We start from the raw sequence: 22,121 nt of genomic DNA on the forward strand, positions 1-22,121 counted from the left end.
CCACTGGCGGAGAACACGAGGCTTGGGTCTTTCTCGTGACTTTGAAGATGCGTCACAACAGGATCCACGTAACAAGGTTTTGGACATTTCCGAGTTTAAGCATTGACGCTAACTCGTCATTTTCGGATGAAAATTTCTATGGGCTAACGCCCGCTTAAGTGGTGAGCAACGCTACCACGATACTTAATTATTACACCGTAAACGCAAAAACCAATTCAAACCAAAACCGCCAAGCGTTGCGAATCCGTCTTGAAGCGTTTGTTATATTAATTTTTCTCCAGCCAATAATTCAAACGTGATTCTGGATCTTCCATAGTGGATTTGCATGTTACCCCATACTTATCAATTAGAATTGCTGCATTGGAGTAATTACTGTCTGTTTCTTTTGCAAGCTGCTGGTAACTTAACTTAACACGAGACTTTGAAACCTCCTCGTTTGAAGAAATTACAGCGCTTTCGAAAGCTAATTCTCCCATTTCTCTTAGCTGAGAGCCGTCTGAGCCGCTAGCTTCGAGACCTTTTGACATAAATAAGTAATAAGCAGCGCATGTGGCGTAGTCAGATGATAAGTTTGCCAATGCCCTTTCTGAAGAATAACCATAAGATAAAGCGCTATAAAAGCTTAAAGCGACAACAAATAATTTTCGCATAGTTTCCCCATTAATATAACGAATGATATGGACTCCCTCTACCTGACACTTCACGTGCCATAGTTACTCATGACACGTTGATAATACGGAGGTGACTATGTCCACCATTCAAACTATTGGCATTGACCTCGCCAAGAATGTCTTCAGTATTCACGGCGTTGATGCATATGGCAAGTGTGTACTACGCAAAACAGTTAAAAGAAACAGACTGTTAGAGGTATTCGCCAACCTACCGCCCTGCTTAGTCGGTATGGAAGCTTGCTCTGGCGCTCATCATTGGGCGAGAGAACTGAGTAAACTTGGACATACACCTCGCATTATGGCTTCGAAGTTTGTTATCCCTTATCGGCAAAATGAAAAGAACGATGCCAATGATGCTGAAGCTATATGTGAAGCCGTCAGCCGTCCCAAGACGCGGTTTGTCGCTATTAAAAGTACAGAGCAACAAGCTGTGCTTACCCTGCATCGCATTCGACATGGTCTGATTAAAAACCGCACCGCCACCATTAATCAGTTACGTGGATTACTTTCTGAATTCGGTATTATTATTCCTCAAGGTCGATACCCACTCCAAAATACCATTTCCAGCATTCTTGAAGATGCTGAAAATGGGCTACCTATGCTGGCTCGCGAACTACTCTATGACTTAGTCAATCGTATCCACGATATCAACATTGAAGTACTGCGATACGACCGCAAAATTTATGCGCTCGTCAGTCAGATGAAAGAGGCTAAAAAGCTCATGACTATTCCTGGCGTGGGAGAACATAGTGCAACAGCCATTGTTGCTACGGTTTCTGATGGAAAACAATTTCGTTCCAGCCGTCAATTTGCTGCATGGGTTGGATTAGTGCCGAGACAATATACCACTGGCGGTCACGTCCAACTTGGGCGCATAAGCAAACGAGGCGACAAACACATCCGTACGTTACTTATTCATGGAGCACGTGCTGTTATAGCAAGATGCAAAGACAAAACGGATAGAAACAGTCTCTGGTTACAACAATTAGTTGAACGTCGCGGTTATAAGCGAGCAACCGTCGCTTTAGCCGCTAAAAACGCCCGAATTATCTGGGCGTTACTGACTTCGGGAAATGAGTATAAAGTTAACTATATCAATGGTTAACCCCACCGAGTCAACACAATTGCAATTGATGGCAATACGGTCAGACCGAGGTATCAAAGCCTGTTTAATTGGGAAGTAGAAAATACTGTCTAACGAATGAGGCTGGTACCAAGCGAATATCATCAAGGTAATGGCAATAAAGCCTGTCAAATACCGAATGTAGAGCTGCTGTCCGATCCACTGTTGTCAAAGAGAGCTATTGTTGACAAAAGAGGGAGTCCATGTAGCCCTGTTAAGGTGTGAACAACGCAATACCGATGCCACCGCATACCACCTTAAACACTAAACGCAACGCATAGTAAAAATGCCACGCGTTGCGAATCACTCTTAAACAGATTGTTATGTGATTACTGACAGTTCTCGCTACACTCTTGTACAACTGAACACGTGATGCTCATTAAACTCAATTTCATCACCCAGCTTCAAGCTCTTGAACGCGACGCTAATACTTGGGTCAAAACCACTAATTTTACCTTGGTATGTTTTCGCGGCTATCTCTTTAACAGATGTTACTGTAATTCTCTCAGAATCATATTGAAGAGTTACAGAGTCGCCTGTATTGATACCGGAATACTCGATCGGTTTCCCTGGAGTATGATCACTTATTACTGAATATGTAATCGCTGTTTCAAATCCTAATTCTTCTGCATTTTTCATAATATTTCCTCCAATCACATAACGCTGCGTTAAGTAGTGAGCAACGCGACCACCTAAACTAAACCATTGCGCCGTAAACACAAAACCCAACGATGGAATGAAAAATGCCATGCGTTGGGAATCTGTCTTAAACGCTTTGTTATGCGCTTATTTAGTACGCAAATGTCGGCGCGGCCCTTGGAATCTCAACCCACTGATTCTCACTTTTTTCATGAAAAACAGCGGCAATATCGATATCGACGGTTCCTTTTTTCGAAAACTTAACTCTTAACGGATGAGTCGGAGTTAGAGTAGACGTCATAGGACGAATTAAAATACCATTAGCATTACCATTTGGGGAAGTGAATGCATCTTTGTTGAAACCACCAACGAATGGTTGCCCGTTCGACATTTCCCAATGAATATCCTGCTCTGCGTTGGTTGTAACAAATACAAAGCTAGCATTAGGTTCCATAAGGTGCGATGCCTTAACGGCAATTTCAATTTGTGTCTCATCTACTTTAGTTTGTGTAAATGACAGATTTGAGAAGCCTTGGTGTTGAGGAGTAAAAGAAGCATTTCCCTGCGTAACACTTACAATCTGTGCAATCGCGGCCTCAAGCCCCACCGTATGCATATCAATAAAGAGGGTTTGCTTAAGTAGCGATGGCATATCAGAACCATCAATTCTAACTGGTATAACTCGAGTTTTTCCTTTAGATGCAGAGTACAAGGCATTTTGCCATTCTAATTTCACCATGCCACTAGCAAGGCTGTTTTTGGATACAAAGAAAAAAACAAACTCTGGTGCTTCAAGCCCCTGATTCATTTTATCAATGATCCCTTCACCAGGCTGGATTGACCAAGAATCATAGAACACTTCATCTTGACCAAAGATACTAGCAAGTTTTAAAGCAACTGCTTCTACCAAAGGCTTATCATTATGATTGTGACTAAGGAAAATTTTATGTCCCACTACGGTATCCTTCTAAAAGTGATTTATCTCTTACAGTCAGCATTTTACCTGAAAACCTAAGCAAGCGAAGTGCTCTAGCGCATAACGCCCGCTTAAGTGGTGAGCAACGCTACCACGACACTTAATTATTGCGCCGTAAACACAAAAGTTAAATCAAACCAAAACCGCCGAGCGTTGCGAATCCGTCTTAAAGCGTTTGTTATGCGAATTTTTTAGAGCAGATGTTTAAACCATTCATACATTGAAACAATAAGAAATACACATGACAAATAATAAGCAGGCAAGTATTTTATATACCTCATCTGTGACGTCCACTTTTTATCTGAGATAAGCAGCTTATATTTTAACGCTCCTTTTATATCTTCATTCAAACTACTCACATCAATTATCTCCTCGATTTCCTTTTTTTGACTCGGAAAGAATTTATAGCTGTCTAACTCTGTAGTTAGCTTATGAGAAAAAAGAATAAAGGCAATTGTAACAGCAAATAGCTTTACACTAAGAGATTGAACACCCCAACAACCCAGTATGGCCAAAAACAACCAAATACCTGAATTATTTAAATTCGTATGATACTTCTCAACTCTACGTACGTAACTTGAAATTTCTAACTCAGCTCTAAGTCTATCTGGATGTTTAACAGATTCTGGCATCTATATAACCTCAAAAAATAAAAACATATACCATACGCTCAATGCATAAGGGCTTAATTCGCATAACAGCTTATTAGTGCGCATGCGCGTTTACCTCATTGGACCAGTAAAAACGCGCACAGTTAACTATCTGTATACAATGAACTTATCTTCATTTTGCTAAATATACCATCTAGAAAAACGCGCATGCGCGTTTTCCAAACCTATTATCTCAAGTCGTCAACACATAACTGATTGATAAAAAATGAATTATATGAATTAGTACGTGTCTTAACGCGCAAAATTATTTCACTATTTTCCTTGATATTAGGAAATATCAAATAATACTGTATAAATAAACAGCTCTTTGGGGTGAGGTTATCATGAGTCTAAAAAGCCCATTTCTAATCGGTGTTCAAGAAACAATGCGCATGCGTGGTTACAGTATTAGAACAGAAAAAACTTATCTGTATTGGATCAAGGCATTCATTAACTTTCACCACAAGCGTCACCCCGAAACAATGGGAACGGAAGAAGTTACACAATTTTTAACCTTCCTTGCCAACCAACGGAATGTGGCAATCAACACTCAAAAAATTGCACTTAATGCATTGGCCTATTTGTATCAGAAGCATTTGCACCATGAGCTTGGGGATTTAGGTTTTTGCTATGCCACTAAACAGCGACATTTACCGACAGTGTTATCCCCATTGGAAATATCATCGATATTAAATCAACTCTATGGCCGCGACAGGCTAATCATTGAGCTGCTCTATGGTAGTGGACTGAGAGTTTCAGAATGTCTCCGGTTACGTGTCCAAGACATTGATATGGAGCGGGCTACACTGACCATTAGAGACGGAAAAGGGCGAAAAGATAGGCAAACCATCCTCAGTCATAAATGCGCCGAAAAGTTTCCAGCATATATTGAGAAAGCTACTAAGATCCAACAGTATGACAACCAACGAGGGATAGGCCCTTCACTGCCAAATGCATTAGAACGTAAATACCCTAACGCTTTTAGGCAGCGCGGATGGATGTTTATTTTCCCTTCTAAAACGACCTGCATCCACCCGTATACTGGAATAGTTTGCAGGCATCATCTGCATCAGAGTGTTATTCGTAAAGCGCTCGGGAATGCCGTGCGTAGTATTCAAATAAATAAACGCGTCACCTGCCACACGTTTAGGCATAGCTTCGCAACTCATCTACTTCAAGCCGGTCGTGATATAAGAAGTGTTCAAGAGTTACTTGGCCACAATGACGTGAGTACAATACAAATCTATACACATGTACTTGGCCAACATTTCGCGGGGACAACGAGTCCGTTAGACACACTGTAAAGTCGGAGTACTCTAGAAACTCTGTAGCATTACTAAAATTTGGTCAACTTATAGTTTGTAGACTTAATTATCAGCCGCCCCAATAATTCGCAATGGGGCAGAAATGAGTTTGGCGACGTCGCCCCTATTTGATTCAGAGCGACAAAGAAACAAGTTAAGCTATTAATCAATGAGACAGGTGTTACATCTTTAGGGGTTCGTAACATCACCTTTCTCTTCGTCATTCATATCCTCATCCATTTGAGCAGAATAACGCGTCATGGTTGCCATTTGCTTAACAAGCATTGTGCCTAATTGTGAGGTCAGCACCTCGAATGCCGCCGGTGAACAATCCCTGCCGCGCGCCAGTGTGTATGCCGTATCGATCTGCTCGGTTTGCTGCGGATAGTACAACTTGGCAACCCGGGCACACGCCGCTAAATCGGTGTACCAACTGCCGTGATGCTCGGCATTGAAGTAATAGGCTGTACGCAGGATCTTTTTGGCCAAGACTCGGTTTTGAACCTTAACTTCCCTACCCGCCACATGCTCAGAACTAAATGAGAGAAATGCCGCAAGATCATGGTTCAGCTCCAGCGCGATGTTGCGGCTGGGCTTAAGTGCCTCAAAGGTTTTTGCAACATCATCGCCGCTAATACAGCAACAGCAATGCTTTAACCAGAACTGCCAACGATATTTCTCTCTGGGATGAAGCACTTCTTCCAGACAGCCCGGGTCGAGATCGAGTTTGGAGATCTGAGAAAATCGACGTGGAAACTCGCATGAAATTTCGCGCAGTCTTTCACGTTGAGAAGCTTGGATTTGATGGTTGAAAATCAGTGAAATATCCAGGTCTGAACGCCCGATCTCCGCCACTCCGCGAGCGACGCTGCCATACAGATAAACGCTGTGTATCTCGCCCGGAAAAGCGTGGTTTAAGTTATCAAGCAAAGCATCAACAACGGGCAAAAATTCGCGCTGAATCTTGTCTGGTGAGCAGGTATCAAGAATCAAGCCTTGCTCGTCGAGGCCTGTATCGGCAGCGGCGCCGTCGCTTTGGTGAAAGCCACTCTGCGTTTTTTCTTGCATGCTTATTCCTTCATCACTGACACCACCTGCATGGCAAAGTCGTATCCATATCTCTTTATTTTTTGCCTATTCGTATAAACCGGGCGAATCACTTCAGTGTGCGTATTTATCCAACGCAGACGTTGCGCTACTATTGCTCAGAACAAAAGCAAATTAACGAATACGGCCACCGCCGCGAGCCCTTCACATTTTTCTTTTTGTGCCTTTGCTCGGGCGATTTCTGACACCGCGTTATTGAACACTGCCGTTTCGTTGTCTCGTCTGGACAGTCACTCATGCAATTATTTCAACACCTTAAGTGGTTTTTCCGCCAGCACCGCTTTACCTATGCGTTGGCGCTCTCGATGCTTTTTGCCGTCGCGATGCTCAACATGGCGGTGCCGTGGTTTATTGGTCACGCTATCGATAAGTTACTGGAAACCCGCGATTTTTCTCAAGCAGAATTTTACCTGTTTGCTCTGCTTGGAGTCAGTATTCTGGTCTACCTGCTTCGTTACGGCTGGCGCCGAGTGCTGTTCGGCACCTCTTATCAGCTTGGCAACATTCTGCGCGAGCAGTTCTATCATCGTCTGCTGAGACAAGGCCAAGCGTTCTACAACCAGCACTCCACTGGTGATTTGATGGCGCGTGCCACCAACGATATCGACGCAGTGGAAATGGCGGCCGGTGAAGGCATTTTGTCGGGTTTTGATGGCCTGATGACCTTCATCCTCGTGCTGGTGATGATGTTTGTGTTTATCGACTGGCAACTGGCTGTGCTGGCCATTCTGCCCTTCCCGTTTATGGGCTATGGCTTCTATAAACTGTCGAATCGCATTCATCACCAGTTTAAAGACACGTTAGATTCCTTCTCGACCCTGAATGAGCAGGCACAACAGTCGGTCGCTGGCATTCGCATGATCAAGTCCATGGGCCGTGAAGCGATTGAAGCAGACAAATTTGAGCGTATTGCTGAACAATCGGCGCAAAGTACTTACAAAGTTCAGCGTTCTGAAGCGTTATTCGATCCGATTATTCAGCTCAGCTTGGGTGCGGCACTGCTCATCGCCCTGCTTATGGGTGGCTGGCAGATCAGCAGCGGTAACCTCACCGTGGGTCAGCTCACCAGTTTTACCCTGTATCTGTCCGAGCTTATCTGGCCCATGTATGCCTTTGGTTGGCTGATGAACATTTTGCAGCGCGGCAACGCCGCGATCGGCCGTTTGGAAGAGCTGCTCAACCTGCCAGATTCCATTAACGATCAAGGCACCACTGAGCCAGCAGGCTATGCGCTGGCGATTGAGCACGTCAGCTTCCATTACCCGGAGACTGGGCAACCTTCACTGAGCAATATTTCCCTGCAACTGGGCGAAAACCGCGTGCTTGGTATTGCAGGAGCCACAGGAGCTGGTAAGTCGACCCTGCTGCACCTTTTGATGCGCTACTGGGAAGCAGAGCAAGGTTCGATTGAGGTCAGTGGTATTCCGATTCAATCCATTCCCCTGCCTGCTCTGCGCAACCTGTACGCGTATGTGCCGCAGGATGCATTTTTGTTCAGCATGAGCATCATGGAAAACATTCGTATCGGCCGCAGTGAAGCCAGCGATGAAGAAGTGCATCAGGCAGCAAAACTGGCAGCGATTCACGACGATATTTTACAGTTTCCGGAAGGCTACCAAACTCTGGTGGGTGAGCGCGGTGTGACACTTTCTGGTGGTCAGCGTCAACGTATTTCTATCGCTCGTGCGCTTATTAGCCAGGCACCCATTCTGGTGCTGGATGATGCGCTGTCGGCGGTCGATATCAAAACGGAAAAAGTGATCATTGAGCACCTGCAGCAGCGACGTGAGCAGACGCTGATCGTAGTCAGCCACCGTCTGTCCGCCATTGAACGCGCAGATGAAATTGTCGTGCTGGCGCATGGCGAAATGATTGAAAAAGGCACGCACCGCGAACTGATTCGCCAAGACGGCTGGTATGCGCGTATGGCGGCGTACCAACAAATGGAGCAGGCACTGGAGAACGATTTGCAATGAAAACTCAACCACAGAAAGCCAAAAGCTCCGGGTCATTGCAACTGCTGATGAGCTATGTGTTTGCCGAAAAGGCCCTGTTTGTCAAAACGCTGCTGCTGGTGATTCTGGCCACTGGATTTGATGTACTCGGCCCGATGCTGAGCAAAGTGTTTATCGACGAATTTGTGATGCAGGATCACTACCCACTGTGGCCAGTGGCGGGCGTGATCGGTCTGTTTGTGTTCTCGGTATTGGCGGGAACTTACCTCAAATACAAACAGACGCTGCGTTTTCTCGATATCGCACTCAATGCCGTGCTGGATATTCGTAAGCGCCTGTTCAAACATGTGCTGACGCTGCCCGTCGCTTTCTTCGACTACGCGCGCACTGGTCAGCTGGTCAGCCGAATCACCAACGATACCGAATCGATTAAAGATATTTACGTACAGTTCTTGTCGAATATCCTCGCCAACTTGATTCTGCTGATCGGCATTCTGACCGCGATGGCGATTCTGGACATTCAACTGATGTTGGTGGCCCTGCTGCTCATCCCGGCGGTCGTCACACTGATTTATCTCTATCAAAAGTTCAGTGTCAAAGCCGTCACCGAAAGCCGTCAGTTGCGTTCGGACATCAACTCGACGATGAATGAATCGATTTCCGGCATGACGGTGATTCAGGCCACCAATCAGCAGCACGCGAAATATGAGCAGTTTCAGGCCATCAACCGCGATTACTACGCCACGAGGCTGAAATCGGTCACGGTCGGATCTTTGCTGCTGCGTCCGGCCATCAACCTGCTGAGTATTCTTGTACTGGGCGGCGTAGTGTGGTTCTTTGGTCTTAAAGTAGTCGAGGGCGTGGCGGAAGTCGGCGTACTGTATGCCTATTTGAATTATCTGGGCCGTTTCACCGAACCGCTGGTTGAGATTACTCAGCGATTCAGCCTTTACCAGCAAGCCATTGTGGCAGGCGATCGCGTGCATGAACTGCTGCAAGAGCCTTCCGCCCATGAAGGTTCCGCTCGTTGGAGTGAAATCTCGCGCGGCGATCTTGCCATTGAACAACTGACGTTCAGCTATCAGAAAGATAAGCCGGTTCTGCACGATATTAATGTCCAAGTAAACGCGGGGCGTTTCTACGCCATTGTTGGTCATACCGGCAGCGGCAAATCGACGCTGCTGAATCTGTTGCTCAATTTTTATCAGCCACAATCCGGTAGCATTCGGATTGATGGCCACAAACTGAGTGATTACGACCAGCACACCTTGCGCCAGGGGATTGGTTTTATTCCTCAGGAGCCGTTTGTGTTGGCGACTACCGTGTTCGATAACATTGATATGGGGCGTAATCTGAGCCAGGAGGCAGTGGAACGCGCAGCCAAGCAGGCGCATCTGCACGAAGTGATCATCGCGATGAACGACGGTTATCAGACTGAACTTGGTGAAGGCGGTTTGCGCCTCTCGACGGGCCAGCGCCAGCAGTTGATCATTGCCCGCGCGTTAGCCGGTTCACCCAAAATTCTGTTGCTGGATGAAGCAACGGCCAACATCGACAGTGAAACAGAGCAGGTTGTGCAGCGAGCACTGAATGAATTGCAAGGCAAAGTCACCTTGATTGTGGTGGCACACCGCCTTTCCACCATTCATCACGCCGACAATATTCTGGTGCTGGATAAAGGCCACTTGATTGAACAAGGCAACCACCAGCAATTGATGACGATCGAACATGGTCGTTACCGCGCCATGTACCTGTTGCAGCAGCAGGAGCAAATGGTGGCGCAGGCAGAACAGACCGTGTGCTTATCGTCGTAACGCCCTGTGCAGCAATAAAAGCAGGTCATAAAAAAGGCCACCGAGTCTACGCTCAGCGGCCTTTTTCTATTTCAGACTCAGCCACCCTAAGCCCGAAGATGTTGGGTCGCCAACCGGCAACCTCATCATTATTTGTAGTAAGCTTCTACTGTGCCTTTCAGCGTCATCAGCAGCGGTTGACCACGGCGGTCCAGTGCTTTAGGCGCGGCGACTTTTACCCAGCCTTCGCTGATGCAGTATTCTTCAACGTCGGTACGCTCTTTGCCGTTCAAGCGAATGCCGATTTGGTGTTCAAAGCATTCAGCAACAAAATGCGGGCTACGAGGGTTACCTGCCAGGTGATCCGGAAGTGCTGGTTTTGCAGTCGTGTCGTTCATATTATTGACCCAGTGTCATTAAAAAGTGCGCCATTTTAGACAATGCGCCGCGCGGGCTCAAGAAAACAATCTGGGGTTGTTCATCTCGGCTTTGTTTCCCCGATGTAAATTATCCCTGATGATTATTGTGTGAAAGGCATTAACTGCGCATACTCAGTACTTTATTCCAATCGGATTCAGTGGGTAAGAATGGCTCATAGCGTGTTGAAAAGAGTGGCCATGTTCCTCGCGGCGTTTGCTCTTACTTTGGGTATTCTCGAAGTGACTACCTATTACCTACAGCAGGATGAACAGATTCGGTTCGCCAAAGAAGTGCTGGACGAAGCTGAGCAAGCGACTGAGCAGATATCTGATGCCCTTCACGTTGCCAATACCATCTTCCAACCCAGTTGCGATCACGCCACCATGACGGTGATTCGCCAGCTCGTTCACGAAAACTCCGAAATCTACGACATCGGTTTGATGGAGGGAGAATCCGTTCTATGCTCCGCGAACTGGGGCGTTTTTGACCCCGTGAATGTCGCCGATAAATTCCAGACAGCATTTAAAGGCTATCGTTTTTACACCCAAGTGGATCATCTTTTCCCCGTGGATGACAAGTACGATTTGACCCGTCTGAACCAATTCGTGACACTGACCGTACCCGATCAATACCAGCACTTGATGCAACGCATGCCAAAATTCCGTTTCAGTGTGGAATCAGCCACGGATGAGCATGTTTTTACCCAATACACACCTGGCAACGATTACGGCAACCCGTTTCCGCCATTGAGCATCAAAACGAAAACCTGCAGCGACCGGTTCAACTACTGCGTTCATACGCACAACGCCAAAGCCGGACTGGCGAACTACTCGGCGCATGTCCTGTTGGCTTTGCTCGCAATCGCACTGCTGTTCAGCTTTCTGCTCGCCTACTCTTTCTGGACGTTTATCAGTCGACACAATTCCATCGAACATCGTTTTCGCGAGGCGTTATCGCAGAAGAAACTCTATATGGAATATCAACCCGTTGTCACGGTGAAAGACAAACGTATCGCCGGAGTCGAAAGTCTGGTGCGCTGGGAAGACAACCATTATGGCCGAGTGTCACCGGAACTCTTTATCGGGATTGCCGAAAAGCTCTCCCTTTATCCGCAACTGGCCTATTTCGTTGCCGAGCGCTCTATCAGCGAAATGGCGCCGATTCTTCAAGAAAATCCTGACTTTTCTCTTGGGATCAACATCGCCGCGTTCGAACTGCAGGATCCCCAGTTTTTGCCGTTCCTAAGTAAGCTCACGCTTGAGCTGAGTATTCAACCCTCACAAATCAAAATAGAGATCACCGAACGAATTGACCTTCCTCTCAACGAATTAGCCGATTTTTCCAGAAGAGCGAAATCGATGGGCTTTATGGTCGTGTTAGATGATTTCGGTACGGGCGTCGCTAATTTAGTCTGGCTGACCGAAATGGATTTTGATTTCATCAAAGTCGATCGTGTGTTCGTCAATGCGCTTAATTACGACATGAAACGCAATATTGTCAGGCCAGTGATGGATCTCATCACCGGACTCAACAAACAAGTAGTTTTTGAAGGGGTTGAGACGGAACATGAGTTTAAGATCATTGAAGAAAACTGCCCGTGGGGTTACATCCAGGGCTGGTATTTTTACAAGTCGATGCCCAAAAGCGAACTGGATGCGGTTCTCGCTCGAGACAACGCATAGACACGCGCGGTGTTACTCGGCGCGCTTAAACACAATGTAGTGGGAAAATAGAAAACCGAGCACAAGGCTGGTTGCGGAGAAAGCGACCAGCGTCATCAGCGGGTAGAAGTTTGCCATATCGCTAATTTTCCCCATTAGTAACGCTAAAGCGCCGAGAAAAGCGGTATAGAGCAGATATTTTCTCGATGTCACAGACGATTTAAACGTGAATCTCGCATTCACAAAGAATGAAAATGTCACCGCAATCAAGAAGGCCGAAAAGTTCGCCACACTCTGTGAAACGCCCAACGAGTAGATCAGCGCAAATGAGAGCCAATGCACCACCGTGTTGACTAATCCAACACTGACATACTTAGTAAATCGTTTCTTAATAAGCTCTGACAAGGTTGTTCTGCTTCCCTGAATAAAGGCTACTTTCGTTTATAAAAGTCGTCGCGCAGTAAGTCAAACAATCACACTGCGAGATTTCCGCTGAATTAATACTGGCAGCCAACCAGGCACGCCTAAAAAGGGTTACAACTTTCGTTGTATATTTTTTTGTTTGTGACATCTATCCAGAATAATCCCTCACTTCTTCGTGGTGAATGCGTCAATATTCATCAAACCTCATGATATGCTCCCTGTCTCATAGGAAGTGTTTATAAATAACATAAGGCAATAGATTGATGAAAATTTCCACGCTCGCTACATTTGTTCTCGTCTCAACACTCATGGGCTGTGCAACAGCGCCTCGTACAGCGCAAGAGAAAACCGTCGAAGTTGACGGGAAAGTCCTCAAGTTTGCAGGCAGTTACCTAGAAGATAAAAACAAGCTGATCCTCACTGTTAATGGTGACCCTATCATGCAAGGACAGTTTCCGCCTTACACGCCAACCCAAAACTTCAGCTCTACCTACCAAGGATTAGCCCTGCGCAGCCACTGTTATTTCGGGTCTGTCTTAGGCGATCAAGGCGGTGCATTCGGCGTGGTTGCAGGCATCATTCAGTCGACTAAAAACAGCAGTGCAGACAAATGCGAGCTCTTCGTTAACGATAAACTTGTCGACCAACTTTATTTCTAATCACTATTCTGCTTCGGATAGATCAGCGCTAATGCAGTGAAACAACGTAGGGAAATAACATTCCCGACGCTGCCGCCGGAATAGACAATGGCCATCGAATATCGCTTCTCAATTCGATGGCCATCTTGTTTATTTCCCTTGATTAACGACTCACACCATTGTTTAATGCGCTGATTCGGTTGAATCATCAGCCTTCCTACAAAGCCACGGCACCTAAATTCTGCATTTGTCTCAATACCCAGTTCACACGTTGCTGGACGTAGTGTGTCATCGGATAAGGCTGAATGCGGTACGGATTCGGAAGAACAACGGCCAATTGCGCAGCTTGGTAACGCGTTAAGCGGTTTGCCGATACGCCAAAGTAGTGCTCGCTCGCGGCCTGAATGCCATAAATGCCCGGACCAAATTCCACCACATTGAGATACATTTCCATGATGCGCTCTTTACCCCAAATCAGCTCAAGCAACAGCGAGATATAGAGCTCATAGGCTTTGCGGATATAGGTGTGACTTGGAAACAGAAACACATTCTTCGCAGTTTGCTGAGTAATGGTGCTCGCACCGCGATCTGGCCCATTTTCGCCACGATTTCTTATTACCGATGCCAAAGCGTTCACGTCAACACCCCAATGCTCGGGAAAGCGTTGGTCTTCGGAGGCCATAACAGCCAGTGGTAACGAGGGAGAGGCGGATGCCAAAGGAATCCATTGATGCTGAGACTGTTGAGGGTATCCTTGCGGCGGGAACAGCGTACGCGACACTTGCCATCCCCAGAATGGCGGATTGACGTATTTCAGCACCAAAACCAAAACAACCGGCAACCCCAGCGCTAAAACGATAGCCGTCATCAACAGACGTTTAATCCGATGTCGGACTCCTCGCATAAACACTCTCACACCTCTGCTTTTGGTTTCGTTGATGACTCAAAAGAGACAAGTAAACGAGATTTGGAACAGAAAGTTGTCCGTTGTATGTAAAAGTGATGACAAATTTATTAGTTCAATGAGAGAGCATCACCAAACAAGAAGCAGCCTAATACATGGATAGTTGAGAACCGCCGCAACTACGTATTGCTACCAGCGCGAACGTCTATTTAGACAATTCAGCCATCGCTTCTGCCAATTCGGCGTTGGCTTCATCGAGTTTCTGCATTTTCTTTTCAATCTTGTCCGATTTTCCAGAAGCACGCGCTTCTTCAAGTTCTTGACGTCGTTGCTGCACTTCTCGTTGTTTCTCTTGGACTTTCGCCTGCCGCTCTTTTAACAGACCGTCTTCGGTACAATGCTCACGGACCTGGCTTAATGCTTCCTTTAAGCCATCAAGCTTGCGCTGATTACCATGCGCTTTTGCTGCATCGATTTCTTGTTGAATGGCCTGCTCTTTCGCCGCGCAGCCTTTTAGTGGCGGTGTATTAGCTAAAGCAACCGACACTGGCAGCAAAGCGAGCAAAGCAACACTGATAGATTTTTGGGTCATACAAACACCTCCTGATTATTGAGCGATGAAGTATGCCACGCAGTGCATTACCTAAGGTCTAGGCTATGTAAAATTTTGCTGTTTATTGGAGCAGTGAGAGTGTCCGACAGGGTTAAAAATTTGTCGAAGCGGAGGCGCTGGAGGACTGGTGAGAAGTGAGGTGCCTTCGTACAAAGACAGAAAAGGCACCCGGAGAAGTTTCGTTACCAAACGCGCTTACTTGGCGTGCGCTTTCACGTACTTCTTCACTTTCTTCATCGCCATTTGACGTTTCAATGGTGACAGATAATCGATAAATAGGTTGCCGGACAAATGGTCGATTTCATGCTGCATAACGATCGCAAGAAAGTCATCGGTTTCAATCTTGATAGGATTGCCGTTCCGGTCTAATGCTGTCACGACAACCGAAGTAAAACGCTCCACTTCCGCATAGTAATCAGGTACCGACAGACAGCCTTCTTCGCCCATCGCTTTGTTACTGCCACTGACAACTTCCGGGTTCACTAACACCAATGGCTCGTCACGATTTTCGGAAAGATCGATCACCACCACGGCCTCCTTACGTCCCACTTGTGTGGAAGCAAGACCAATACCATTGTCGGTCGCGTATAACGTATCCAACATATCATCAATCAGAGACTGAATAGCGTTAACGTCCTGAACCTTTTCTGCCTGAATATTCAAGCGAGGATCCGGAGCGGTGAGGATGTCTAAAACTGCCATATATACCTGTTCAAATGTCTTAATAATTTAACTAGCGTGTTGGAGCGCGATTATCGCAAAGTCTCGTGGAGGTGGCAAAACTAAAGCATCATTAGGCTAAGCGACGACTGACAAAAGTGCTCACATTCATTTTGAACCCGTTAAATTTTGTCGACGCTGTGGCTCTGCTTGATGTAAATAGCGCGTAAAGGTATCTCGCGGGCGTTCAAGATTGTTCTCAGCCAATACTCTTGAGGCCATGCCTCGGTGATTGCTTCCGTGCGTCAACAGATGCAGCAGGATCTCTTCCACGCTGAGTTGCCCTGAATCACCGTCGACAAACGTAAAGTGAACCACTCGTTGCAGCTCTTGTGCAGGGGCCGATTCCACGTATTGGATCAACCACGAGTCGTTGCTGTCCATTGTCTGGCGCAACTCATTTAACGTCGGCGTTTCGACTGTGTTGTCGGCGCTGTACTGTTCTGGCTCACCAAGAATGCGGCTGATGAACAAACTGTCCACCACCGTCGTGTGATTTAAGATGCGAATGAAGAACGTGGCATCGCTTTCGGGAAGCTGGGAAAACTGCTTTTCCCCCAGCATCAATAACTCACTGTTTGCCCATTTTTTATATTGAAACGCTTTACCCAACTGCATTGTCTTTCCTTAACGATGTCATTGTTAAATCGTGCCAGAGCGAATCTTAAAGCCATCGCATCTGGTCATGTTGTCAGTCAATATTCTGAAATTCTAATACGGAAAAAAGGTACTCACATCCGATACCAACAGTGATTGCAGCTCTTGCAATCCCTCTTCCAATCGAGCCTCGTTACTGATCGACATGAGAGACAATCTGACGTGTGGCGACGTTTTGTTGTTGGTGCAAAAGTAGCTGCCGCTGGTCACGATCACGCCACGATTCTTTGCTTCCATCGCAAATCGGTCCGGTTGCCAATATTCAGGCAGTGGCAGCCAGATGTGATAGCCCGATGCGCTGCAGTCAATCGAAGTCAAAATTTCTCTCGCCCGCTTTTGTCTCTCGTTGGCGATTTCACGTTGTTGGTCAGCCAAACGGAACGCTTCTCCCGACTCGATTAAGAGCGTCGCCGCGATAAAGTTGATGGGCGACGCCAGCCAGATATGAGTTCGAATGTTGGCATTGAGAGCCGCGACCTGGCTCTCGGGCGCTTTTAAATAGCCACAGCGCATGGCCGGGCTGATCGCCTTTGACAACGCCGAAATATGAAACGTGTAATCCGGCGCAAAGTTGGCGATAGGAGCAATCGGCTCATCATCGAGAAAACAGTAAATATCATCTTCCACCAGCCAAACTTTCTTATCGTTGATGACCTCGGCAATTTCCCTCTTGCGCGATTCCGGCATCGAAATGCCGGTCGGATTCTGGTGGCTGGGAATGGCAATCACCATCGCCGCTTTGTGCTCGTCAATCGCTGAAGCAAGAGCGTTAGGACAGAGACCATGCTGATCCATCTCTACCCCCACTATCTGGCGGCCAGAGGTGTTGATGATGGCTAAGATTCCAGGGTAAGTCAGGCGTTCCACCAATATGGTGTCACCCGGCTTGGTTAAGGTATCGACGAGTAAAGACAACGCATGCTGAGCCCCGTTAGTCAGCAACATGTTGTCGCGATTCGCCCCTTCCAAGCCATATTTTTGTGCCCACTTCACGCCAGCATCGCGGTGCGCGTCGTGCCCGGAATGTTCCGTGTAGCCAATCACCGCCGTCGTCAGTAACTCCGCAGATTGGCGATAGGCATTTTTGAGTGCAGGTAAATTACGGTACAGGCAAGGTTGAAGGATAGAAAAGTTGTAACTTTGCTCTTCATCCGGGGCTTGGATGGCTTTATCAAGATCAGAGTGTGCCCGAACAAAGGTTCCACGGCCAACAAACGACTCAAGGCACCCTTTTTCATTCAATAACTTATAAGCCTTGGCGACGGTTACCGGCGTTGTACCCAGCTCTTCCGCGAGCAAGCGATGAGTGGGCAGCTTGGAACTGGGTGGAAATTCACCGCTTTCAATTTTCTGTTCTATGACTTCTGCAATGCGAATGAATTTGCTCGTGCTCACGCCCGTTTTCCCTCGGAGTAACCCATCGTTGCCGGATGATAACATATGTCTTTTTGGTTTTATTACTTTTTGAATACATCAAATTTATCATTGACATATATCAATATGATCAATAGCCTAATTAAGGCAACCAAATGACATAGCTCAATTTGATTGCTTACAACGTTCAGTGAGGAGAGAAAGATGGAAAAGATGCAAGTAAGGGAAGGCGTTAACGTCGCATTTATCGGTTTGGGTGTAATGGGCTTTCCTATGGCGGGTCACCTTTCACAAGCGGGCTATTGCACCAACGTATTTAATCGCACAGAGAATAAAGCTAGGCAGTGGACTCAGCAGTTTTCCGGCGAATTCTTCTCAACACCCAAAGCTGCTGCTACCGAATGCGACATTGTCTTTTTGTGTGTGGGAAATGATGACGATGTAAGAAGTGTCGTCTACGGCGACAACGGCGTGCTGGCTGGCATGGAGCCAGGTTCAGTATTGGTTGACCATACCACCACCTCAGCTGAACTCGCCGAAGAGCTAGCCAACGCTTGCCAAGAAAAAGGCATCGCGTTTATCGATGCACCGGTATCAGGTGGGCAGGCCGGCGCGGAAAACGGTGCACTGACGATTATGTGTGGCGGCGAGCCCGCCGTGTTTGAACGCATCGCTCCCGTGATGAAAAGTTACGGCAAGCAGGCCGCTCTGATGGGTAAACACGGTCAGGGTCAACGCAGTAAGATGGTCAATCAAATCTGCATCGCGGGCGTATTGAAAGGGCTAAGCGAGGGTTTATTGCTGGCTCAGAAGGCTGGTTTGGACGTCGGCCAGTTGGTTGAAGTTCTCAAACATGGCGCCGCAGGCTCTTGGCAAATGGAAAACCGCGCCATCACCATGTCACAGGGGAAATTTGATTTTGGTTTCGCTATCGACTGGATGCACAAGGACCTCAATATTTGTTTAAGTGAAGCCAAGCAGATGGGTATCGACCTGCCACTCACCCAACAAGTTGATAGTGAGTATCAAACTCTTCAACAGCAAGGGTTTGGCCGCATGGACACTTCTGCGCTATTTAAGATTTACCAGCGATAACCATACAAAGGAGTGCGAAGTATGGAAATCTTCGGCAACGACATTACCCTTGTCATCTTGATCGCGTTAATGGCCTCGGCCTTTGCGGCTGGCTTTATTGATTCTGTTGCCGGAGGAGGCGGACTGATCTTAGTGCCCTCCTTCATTCTTGCCGGTTTGCCCCCTCAGTTGGCACTCGGCCAAGAAAAAATTGTCAGTACACTCGGCACGATTGCCGCCATCAGAAATTTTGTTCGTAATAAGAGAGTCATTTGGACCGCCGTAGCCACAGGTATTCCGGCTGGTCTCATCGGTGCATACGCAGGCGCGCAGGCGATTCTCTATTTTGACCCGGATACGATTGGTAGAATCATCCTCTTTATGCTGCCTTTCGGCATCGCTTTGTCGTTCATTCCGAAAAAGAGTCGCCATGAGCCAAATAGCGCCCCCATCAACAAAGGTGTCATTCTCTTTGGCGTACCAAGTGCGGTATTTGTGATTGGTTTTTATGATGGATTCTTCGGCCCAGGAACCGGCAGCTTTTTGATTTTGGCCCTGCATTACCTGTTGAAATTCGATTTAGTGGCCTCATCCGCAACATCGAAGATGTTTAACTTTGCATCCAACATTGGTGCGCTGATCGCCTTTATGCTGGCTGGAAACGTGTTGTATATGCTCGCAATCCCGTTAGTGGTCATGAACTTGTTGGGGAACCATGTCGGCAGTGCATCCGCCATGAAATATGGCGCAAAACTGATTCAACGCACCATTTCACTCTCACTCAGTTTATTGATGCTGTCATTAGGCTATAAGTTTCTTGTCTGAAGTGGGCGAATTCAGTGCTTAAAAAGGCCTCAATCATTTGAGGCCTTATTGCTTTGCAGTGATTGTTGCCTTAGTTCCACGTTCATCAATTTCGCCAGCAAACGGGCAACCCGTTCACGCATATCACGCCTTTCCACAATCATATCCAATGCACCATGTTCCAGAAGAAATTCACTGCGTTGAAAATCGTCTGGGAGCTTTTCACGCACCGTTTGCTCTATCACGCGCCGCCCGGCAAAGCCGATAATCGCTTTCGGTTCACCGATGTTGATGTCGCCGAGCATGGCTAGACTGGCGGAAACACCGCCAAAGGTTTGGTCAGTGAGCACCGAGATATAAGGCAAACCGGCGCGAGCCAACTGGTCGAGTGCGGCGCTGGTTTTGGCCATTTGCATCAAAGACATCAGCGACTCTTGCATACGCGCGCCACCACACGCGGAAAAGCACACTAAACCACATCGATGTTCGATCGAGGCCTCGACCGCTTTAACAAATCGAGCTCCGACCACCACCCCCATCGAACCAGCCATAAACGAAAACTCAAACGCGCAAGCCACGACGGGCAATCCCATTAGTTTTCCTTGCATGACAACTAACGCATCGCTTTCCCCTGTCTGTTTTTGCGCCAGAGATAGCCGCTCCTTGTATGTTTTCACATCTTTGAAGTGCAAGAGGTCCTGGGAGTGAAGTTCACTGCCGATCTCAACTCTGTCTTCTTGATCCAAAAAGCGCTCCAAACGAATACGTGCAGGCATTCTCATGTGATGCTCGCACTTGGGGCAGACCCACAAATTCTGCTCAAGTGCCGTACGATACAACACCTGCTCACAGGCAGCGCACTTGAGCCAAACACCTTCCGGAATCGTCGCTTTACGGGTATTTAAAATGTTCTTTTTATCAAATAGCTTTTCCAACCAACTCATGGACGACCTTACTTCACCTTTCAACCGTTGCTTAGGATTGTATGCACCTATATTTGGTAATAAAGTGGCGATTATTGGTTTTATAATCCAACAAAATGGGATTATTGAAGTGCTAGATAAGATCGAACAACAATGGCTGACCAGCTTTCACTGCGTTTACGAGAACAATAGCTTTAAAAGAGCGGCGGAACTGCTGATGCTTCCTACCTCGAACGTCAGCCGTCATATTTCGCTGCTAGAAAGTCGGTTAAATATCCGTCTGTTCGACAGAACGACACGCCGCATTGCACCGACACAGGCCGGAGAACAGCTTTACGCTCAAACACAACCCTTGTTAAGTAAGCTGAACGATGCGTTAGAAGAGGTAACCCAGCATTCCAACGAAGTGATGGGGCAATTGCGAGTCCTAATGCCTGACTCACCGGAACTGGCTCATGCTGTCGTGGCCTTTTGTCGCCAGCACCCTTCCATTTCACTGTGCTGCGATACCAGCGTGAGCCCGAAGGAGGATTTGTTGGACGGTTTCGATGTTGTTCTGAGTTTTCAGCGCGGCAAACTCAACGACCACAATTGGATTGCAAAAGAAATCAAACGCTGGCCAAGTGCTGTGGTGGCGTCACCAGAGCTTCTTAACGCCTACCCCACACCTTTTCATATTACCGATTTGAGTCAACTGCCCTGCATCAGCAGCTTGTCGGCGCTCAAGGGAGAACCTTGGGTGTTCAAGCGCTCAAATGCCGAAGTCATCACGCAAAAAGTGCAATCGGCGTTCAAAGTAAACAGCGGCAATCTCGCGAAATCCGGAGCCATTGCTGGCTTAGGGTTTGCAATCCTACCTATCGCATTCTGCCACGGTGAAATTCAAACCGGATTGCTCAACATCGTTAAACTGGAATACCAACCAGAAGACTTGGTGCTCTATGCTTTCTACGCCTCACGCAAACACCTAGCCAAGAAAATTCCTATGTTTATTGAGCATTTACAGCAATGCGCCAAGGAAGACGAGGGTTAAAACGTCGTCTATCGATCCCTCAAAACATATCTACAAGCGTGTTTGATTACCATACTCTGTCTAAGTCTTTCGCATACAAAGAAATAGCACGCTGGTATTGTTTAATGGCGTCGCTATTCGTGGTTGAAACCAATAGTTCAAGCAACAAAGACGTTGCTTCTTTATGACGGCCTAAATTGTAAAGACACATCGCATAGAAAGGCTGAACTTCGACAGAGTCAGGATACTCGCTGATCGTTTGTTCGAAATAGCTTAACGCCTCTGAATAGTTACCGAGGCTTCGATATGTACTCGCGAGACCAAATAATGCGTCAAACCGCTCTACCGATGAAAGATGGCCAACCAGAGATGATAAATAATGACCTATCGCTTCCTGCTCTTTACCTTCATTGTCATACGACCACGCAATTTGCAGATGTGCTTTAGCCGCGTATCGCTCATCGTTTAATAACGTAGCTAACAACGCTCTGGATTCTTGATACTTAGCCTCTTTTCTCAACTCAATCGCTTGTGTGATGATATTTTCCATATACTCCTCTGAGCTTACTGTCACGTTAAAGGAAGAGAGTACTGCCGCCAAAGCAGGCTTTACCGCCTTAATCACCTGAACAAGTTTGCAATCAAAATGCGATGCACTGAACGTCCAAATTTAACGGACA

The 22,121-nt window shown here is 47.0% G+C and carries 24 protein-coding genes; 9 read left to right on the forward strand and 15 right to left on the reverse strand.

All coding sequences use genetic code 11. The annotated features are described in order from the left end of the window. Nucleotides 1-266: 266 nt before the first annotated feature. Nucleotides 267-650, reverse strand: coding sequence for a hypothetical protein (locus DYA43_RS15650; protein WP_061055840.1), 384 nt, complete (start codon nucleotides 648-650; stop codon nucleotides 267-269). Between the two features lie 97 nt (nucleotides 651-747). On the opposite strand from DYA43_RS15650, the gene DYA43_RS15655 reads away from it, so the two are divergent. Then, on the forward strand, nucleotides 748-1,776 hold the full coding sequence (locus tag DYA43_RS15655; protein ID WP_061055364.1) for an IS110 family RNA-guided transposase: 1,029 nt from the start codon (nucleotides 748-750) through the stop codon (nucleotides 1,774-1,776). 363 nt (nucleotides 1,777-2,139) lie between these two features. Here the strand turns inward: DYA43_RS15655 and DYA43_RS22975 are convergent, their stop codons facing one another. From DYA43_RS22975 to DYA43_RS15685, 3 genes are all read right to left on the reverse strand, one after another. Beyond that, a complete protein-coding gene (locus tag DYA43_RS22975; RefSeq protein WP_081094716.1) occupies nucleotides 2,140-2,544 on the reverse strand; it encodes a hypothetical protein in 405 nt (134 codons plus the stop codon). A 40-nt stretch (nucleotides 2,545-2,584) separates the two neighbouring features. Further along, nucleotides 2,585-3,388 (reverse strand): toll/interleukin-1 receptor domain-containing protein, encoded by an 804-nt coding sequence (locus tag DYA43_RS15675; protein WP_061055842.1) that lies wholly within the window; start codon nucleotides 3,386-3,388, stop codon nucleotides 2,585-2,587. A gap of 212 nt (nucleotides 3,389-3,600) precedes the next feature. Then, nucleotides 3,601-4,041: a hypothetical protein gene (locus tag DYA43_RS15685; protein ID WP_061055843.1), complete on the reverse strand. Its 441-nt coding sequence runs from the start codon at nucleotides 4,039-4,041 to the stop codon at nucleotides 3,601-3,603. A 362-nt stretch (nucleotides 4,042-4,403) separates the two neighbouring features. On the opposite strand from DYA43_RS15685, the gene DYA43_RS15690 reads away from it, so the two are divergent. After that, nucleotides 4,404-5,363 carry an integron integrase gene (locus DYA43_RS15690; protein WP_061055844.1) on the forward strand — a complete coding sequence of 320 codons (960 nt, stop codon included), beginning with the start codon at nucleotides 4,404-4,406 and terminating at the stop codon, nucleotides 5,361-5,363. Nucleotides 5,364-5,552: 189 nt separating this feature from the next. On the opposite strand, the gene DYA43_RS15695 is transcribed toward DYA43_RS15690, so the two are convergent. Next, nucleotides 5,553-6,431: a nucleotidyltransferase domain-containing protein gene (locus DYA43_RS15695; protein ID WP_061055845.1), complete on the reverse strand. Its 879-nt coding sequence runs from the start codon at nucleotides 6,429-6,431 to the stop codon at nucleotides 5,553-5,555. Nucleotides 6,432-6,706: 275 nt separating this feature from the next. Here DYA43_RS15695 and DYA43_RS15700 point away from each other — a divergent pair, with 275 nt between their 5' ends. Together DYA43_RS15700 and DYA43_RS15705 are read left to right on the forward strand one after the other, a co-directional pair. After that, nucleotides 6,707-8,446: an ABC transporter ATP-binding protein gene (locus tag DYA43_RS15700; protein ID WP_024374943.1), complete on the forward strand. Its 1,740-nt coding sequence runs from the start codon at nucleotides 6,707-6,709 to the stop codon at nucleotides 8,444-8,446. Continuing rightward, nucleotides 8,443-10,239 carry an ABC transporter ATP-binding protein gene (locus DYA43_RS15705; protein WP_061055846.1) on the forward strand — a complete coding sequence of 599 codons (1,797 nt, stop codon included), beginning with the start codon at nucleotides 8,443-8,445 and terminating at the stop codon, nucleotides 10,237-10,239. The genes DYA43_RS15700 and DYA43_RS15705 overlap by 4 nt, the downstream gene beginning before the upstream one ends. Before the next feature lie 128 nt (nucleotides 10,240-10,367). Here DYA43_RS15705 and DYA43_RS15710 read toward each other — a convergent pair whose 3' ends face one another. Continuing rightward, entirely contained in the window at nucleotides 10,368-10,616 is a 249-nt protein-coding gene (locus tag DYA43_RS15710) for a DUF3297 family protein (RefSeq protein ID WP_020332511.1), read from the reverse strand. A 201-nt stretch (nucleotides 10,617-10,817) separates the two neighbouring features. Between DYA43_RS15710 and DYA43_RS15715 the strand changes: the two genes are divergently transcribed. Then, nucleotides 10,818-12,320: an EAL domain-containing protein gene (locus DYA43_RS15715; protein ID WP_225869377.1), complete on the forward strand. Its 1,503-nt coding sequence runs from the start codon at nucleotides 10,818-10,820 to the stop codon at nucleotides 12,318-12,320. Nucleotides 12,321-12,332: 12 nt separating this feature from the next. Here the strand turns inward: DYA43_RS15715 and DYA43_RS15720 are convergent, their stop codons facing one another. Further along, a complete protein-coding gene (locus DYA43_RS15720) occupies nucleotides 12,333-12,704 on the reverse strand; it encodes a GtrA family protein (protein WP_081094717.1) in 372 nt (123 codons plus the stop codon). A gap of 281 nt (nucleotides 12,705-12,985) precedes the next feature. Here DYA43_RS15720 and DYA43_RS15725 point away from each other — a divergent pair, with 281 nt between their 5' ends. Then, the gene (locus DYA43_RS15725) at nucleotides 12,986-13,381 is read left to right on the forward strand and encodes a hypothetical protein (RefSeq protein WP_020332508.1); all 396 of its coding nucleotides are present in this window, start codon (nucleotides 12,986-12,988) and stop codon (nucleotides 13,379-13,381) included. Here the strand turns inward: DYA43_RS15725 and DYA43_RS15730 are convergent. The 6 genes from DYA43_RS15730 to DYA43_RS15755 form a co-directional block, all read right to left on the reverse strand. Next, the gene (locus tag DYA43_RS15730) at nucleotides 13,378-13,569 is read right to left on the reverse strand and encodes a hypothetical protein (RefSeq protein WP_061055848.1); all 192 of its coding nucleotides are present in this window, start codon (nucleotides 13,567-13,569) and stop codon (nucleotides 13,378-13,380) included. The two genes, DYA43_RS15725 and DYA43_RS15730, sit on opposite strands and share 4 nt — an antisense overlap. An 8-nt stretch (nucleotides 13,570-13,577) precedes the next feature. Continuing rightward, nucleotides 13,578-14,264 carry a monofunctional biosynthetic peptidoglycan transglycosylase gene (gene mtgA / locus DYA43_RS15735; RefSeq protein WP_081094718.1) on the reverse strand — a complete coding sequence of 229 codons (687 nt, stop codon included), beginning with the start codon at nucleotides 14,262-14,264 and terminating at the stop codon, nucleotides 13,578-13,580. Between the two features lie 205 nt (nucleotides 14,265-14,469). After that, nucleotides 14,470-14,856 (reverse strand): DUF1090 domain-containing protein, encoded by a 387-nt coding sequence (locus tag DYA43_RS15740; RefSeq protein ID WP_061055849.1) that lies wholly within the window; start codon nucleotides 14,854-14,856, stop codon nucleotides 14,470-14,472. A gap of 216 nt (nucleotides 14,857-15,072) precedes the next feature. Continuing rightward, nucleotides 15,073-15,579 carry a peptide deformylase gene (gene def, locus DYA43_RS15745; RefSeq protein ID WP_020332505.1) on the reverse strand — a complete coding sequence of 169 codons (507 nt, stop codon included), beginning with the start codon at nucleotides 15,577-15,579 and terminating at the stop codon, nucleotides 15,073-15,075. Nucleotides 15,580-15,705: 126 nt separating this feature from the next. Further along, a complete protein-coding gene (locus tag DYA43_RS15750; RefSeq protein ID WP_061055850.1) occupies nucleotides 15,706-16,215 on the reverse strand; it encodes a DinB family protein in 510 nt (169 codons plus the stop codon). Between the two features lie 93 nt (nucleotides 16,216-16,308). Continuing rightward, nucleotides 16,309-17,649, reverse strand: coding sequence for an aminotransferase-like domain-containing protein (locus DYA43_RS15755; RefSeq protein WP_061055851.1), 1,341 nt, complete (start codon nucleotides 17,647-17,649; stop codon nucleotides 16,309-16,311). Between the two features lie 183 nt (nucleotides 17,650-17,832). Here DYA43_RS15755 and DYA43_RS15760 point away from each other — a divergent pair, with 183 nt between their 5' ends. Further along, entirely contained in the window at nucleotides 17,833-18,723 is an 891-nt protein-coding gene (locus DYA43_RS15760; protein WP_370446011.1) for an NAD(P)-dependent oxidoreductase, read from the forward strand. 21 nt (nucleotides 18,724-18,744) lie between these two features. Further along, nucleotides 18,745-19,527 (forward strand): TSUP family transporter, encoded by a 783-nt coding sequence (locus DYA43_RS15765; protein WP_061055852.1) that lies wholly within the window; start codon nucleotides 18,745-18,747, stop codon nucleotides 19,525-19,527. Nucleotides 19,528-19,556: 29 nt separating this feature from the next. On the opposite strand, the gene accD is transcribed toward DYA43_RS15765, so the two are convergent. Next, the gene (gene accD, locus DYA43_RS15770) at nucleotides 19,557-20,450 is read right to left on the reverse strand and encodes an acetyl-CoA carboxylase, carboxyltransferase subunit beta (protein ID WP_061055853.1); all 894 of its coding nucleotides are present in this window, start codon (nucleotides 20,448-20,450) and stop codon (nucleotides 19,557-19,559) included. Nucleotides 20,451-20,559: 109 nt separating this feature from the next. Here accD and DYA43_RS15775 point away from each other — a divergent pair, with 109 nt between their 5' ends. After that, nucleotides 20,560-21,462: a LysR family transcriptional regulator gene (locus DYA43_RS15775; protein ID WP_061056099.1), complete on the forward strand. Its 903-nt coding sequence runs from the start codon at nucleotides 20,560-20,562 to the stop codon at nucleotides 21,460-21,462. Nucleotides 21,463-21,508: 46 nt separating this feature from the next. Here DYA43_RS15775 and DYA43_RS15780 read toward each other — a convergent pair whose 3' ends face one another. Then, nucleotides 21,509-21,991, reverse strand: a complete 483-nt coding sequence (locus tag DYA43_RS15780; protein WP_061055854.1) for a tetratricopeptide repeat protein — start codon at nucleotides 21,989-21,991, stop codon at nucleotides 21,509-21,511. Nucleotides 21,992-22,121 lie beyond the last annotated feature (130 nt).

Origin of the sequence: Vibrio fluvialis, from assembly GCF_900460245.1 — a bacterium.
GTDB lineage: Bacteria > Pseudomonadota > Gammaproteobacteria > Enterobacterales > Vibrionaceae > Vibrio > Vibrio fluvialis.

Excerpts from the sequence above, each read along its gene's own strand:
- DYA43_RS15730 (WP_061055848.1), bottom strand. The coding sequence starts at position 13,569 with ATGATTCAACCGAATCAGCGCATTAAACAATGGTGTGAGTCGTTAATC.
- accD (WP_061055853.1), bottom strand. The coding sequence starts at position 20,450 with ATGAGTTGGTTGGAAAAGCTATTTGATAAAAAGAACATTTTAAATACC.
- DYA43_RS15695 (WP_061055845.1), bottom strand. The coding sequence starts at position 6,431 with ATGCAAGAAAAAACGCAGAGTGGCTTTCACCAAAGCGACGGCGCCGCT.
- DYA43_RS15780 (WP_061055854.1), bottom strand. The coding sequence starts at position 21,991 with ATGGAAAATATCATCACACAAGCGATTGAGTTGAGAAAAGAGGCTAAG.
- DYA43_RS15740 (WP_061055849.1), bottom strand. The coding sequence starts at position 14,856 with ATGACCCAAAAATCTATCAGTGTTGCTTTGCTCGCTTTGCTGCCAGTG.
- DYA43_RS15760 (WP_370446011.1), top strand. The coding sequence starts at position 17,833 with ATGGAAAAGATGCAAGTAAGGGAAGGCGTTAACGTCGCATTTATCGGT.
- mtgA (WP_081094718.1), bottom strand. The coding sequence starts at position 14,264 with ATGCGAGGAGTCCGACATCGGATTAAACGTCTGTTGATGACGGCTATC.
- DYA43_RS15725 (WP_020332508.1), top strand. The coding sequence starts at position 12,986 with ATGAAAATTTCCACGCTCGCTACATTTGTTCTCGTCTCAACACTCATG.
- DYA43_RS15685 (WP_061055843.1), bottom strand. The coding sequence starts at position 4,041 with ATGCCAGAATCTGTTAAACATCCAGATAGACTTAGAGCTGAGTTAGAA.
- def (WP_020332505.1), bottom strand. The coding sequence starts at position 15,579 with ATGGCAGTTTTAGACATCCTCACCGCTCCGGATCCTCGCTTGAATATT.
- DYA43_RS15655 (WP_061055364.1), top strand. The coding sequence starts at position 748 with ATGTCCACCATTCAAACTATTGGCATTGACCTCGCCAAGAATGTCTTC.
- DYA43_RS15705 (WP_061055846.1), top strand. The coding sequence starts at position 8,443 with ATGAAAACTCAACCACAGAAAGCCAAAAGCTCCGGGTCATTGCAACTG.
- DYA43_RS15690 (WP_061055844.1), top strand. The coding sequence starts at position 4,404 with ATGAGTCTAAAAAGCCCATTTCTAATCGGTGTTCAAGAAACAATGCGC.
- DYA43_RS22975 (WP_081094716.1), bottom strand. The coding sequence starts at position 2,544 with ATGGCATTTTTCATTCCATCGTTGGGTTTTGTGTTTACGGCGCAATGG.
- DYA43_RS15700 (WP_024374943.1), top strand. The coding sequence starts at position 6,707 with ATGCAATTATTTCAACACCTTAAGTGGTTTTTCCGCCAGCACCGCTTT.
- DYA43_RS15765 (WP_061055852.1), top strand. The coding sequence starts at position 18,745 with ATGGAAATCTTCGGCAACGACATTACCCTTGTCATCTTGATCGCGTTA.
- DYA43_RS15710 (WP_020332511.1), bottom strand. The coding sequence starts at position 10,616 with ATGAACGACACGACTGCAAAACCAGCACTTCCGGATCACCTGGCAGGT.
- DYA43_RS15750 (WP_061055850.1), bottom strand. The coding sequence starts at position 16,215 with ATGCAGTTGGGTAAAGCGTTTCAATATAAAAAATGGGCAAACAGTGAG.
- DYA43_RS15650 (WP_061055840.1), bottom strand. The coding sequence starts at position 650 with ATGCGAAAATTATTTGTTGTCGCTTTAAGCTTTTATAGCGCTTTATCT.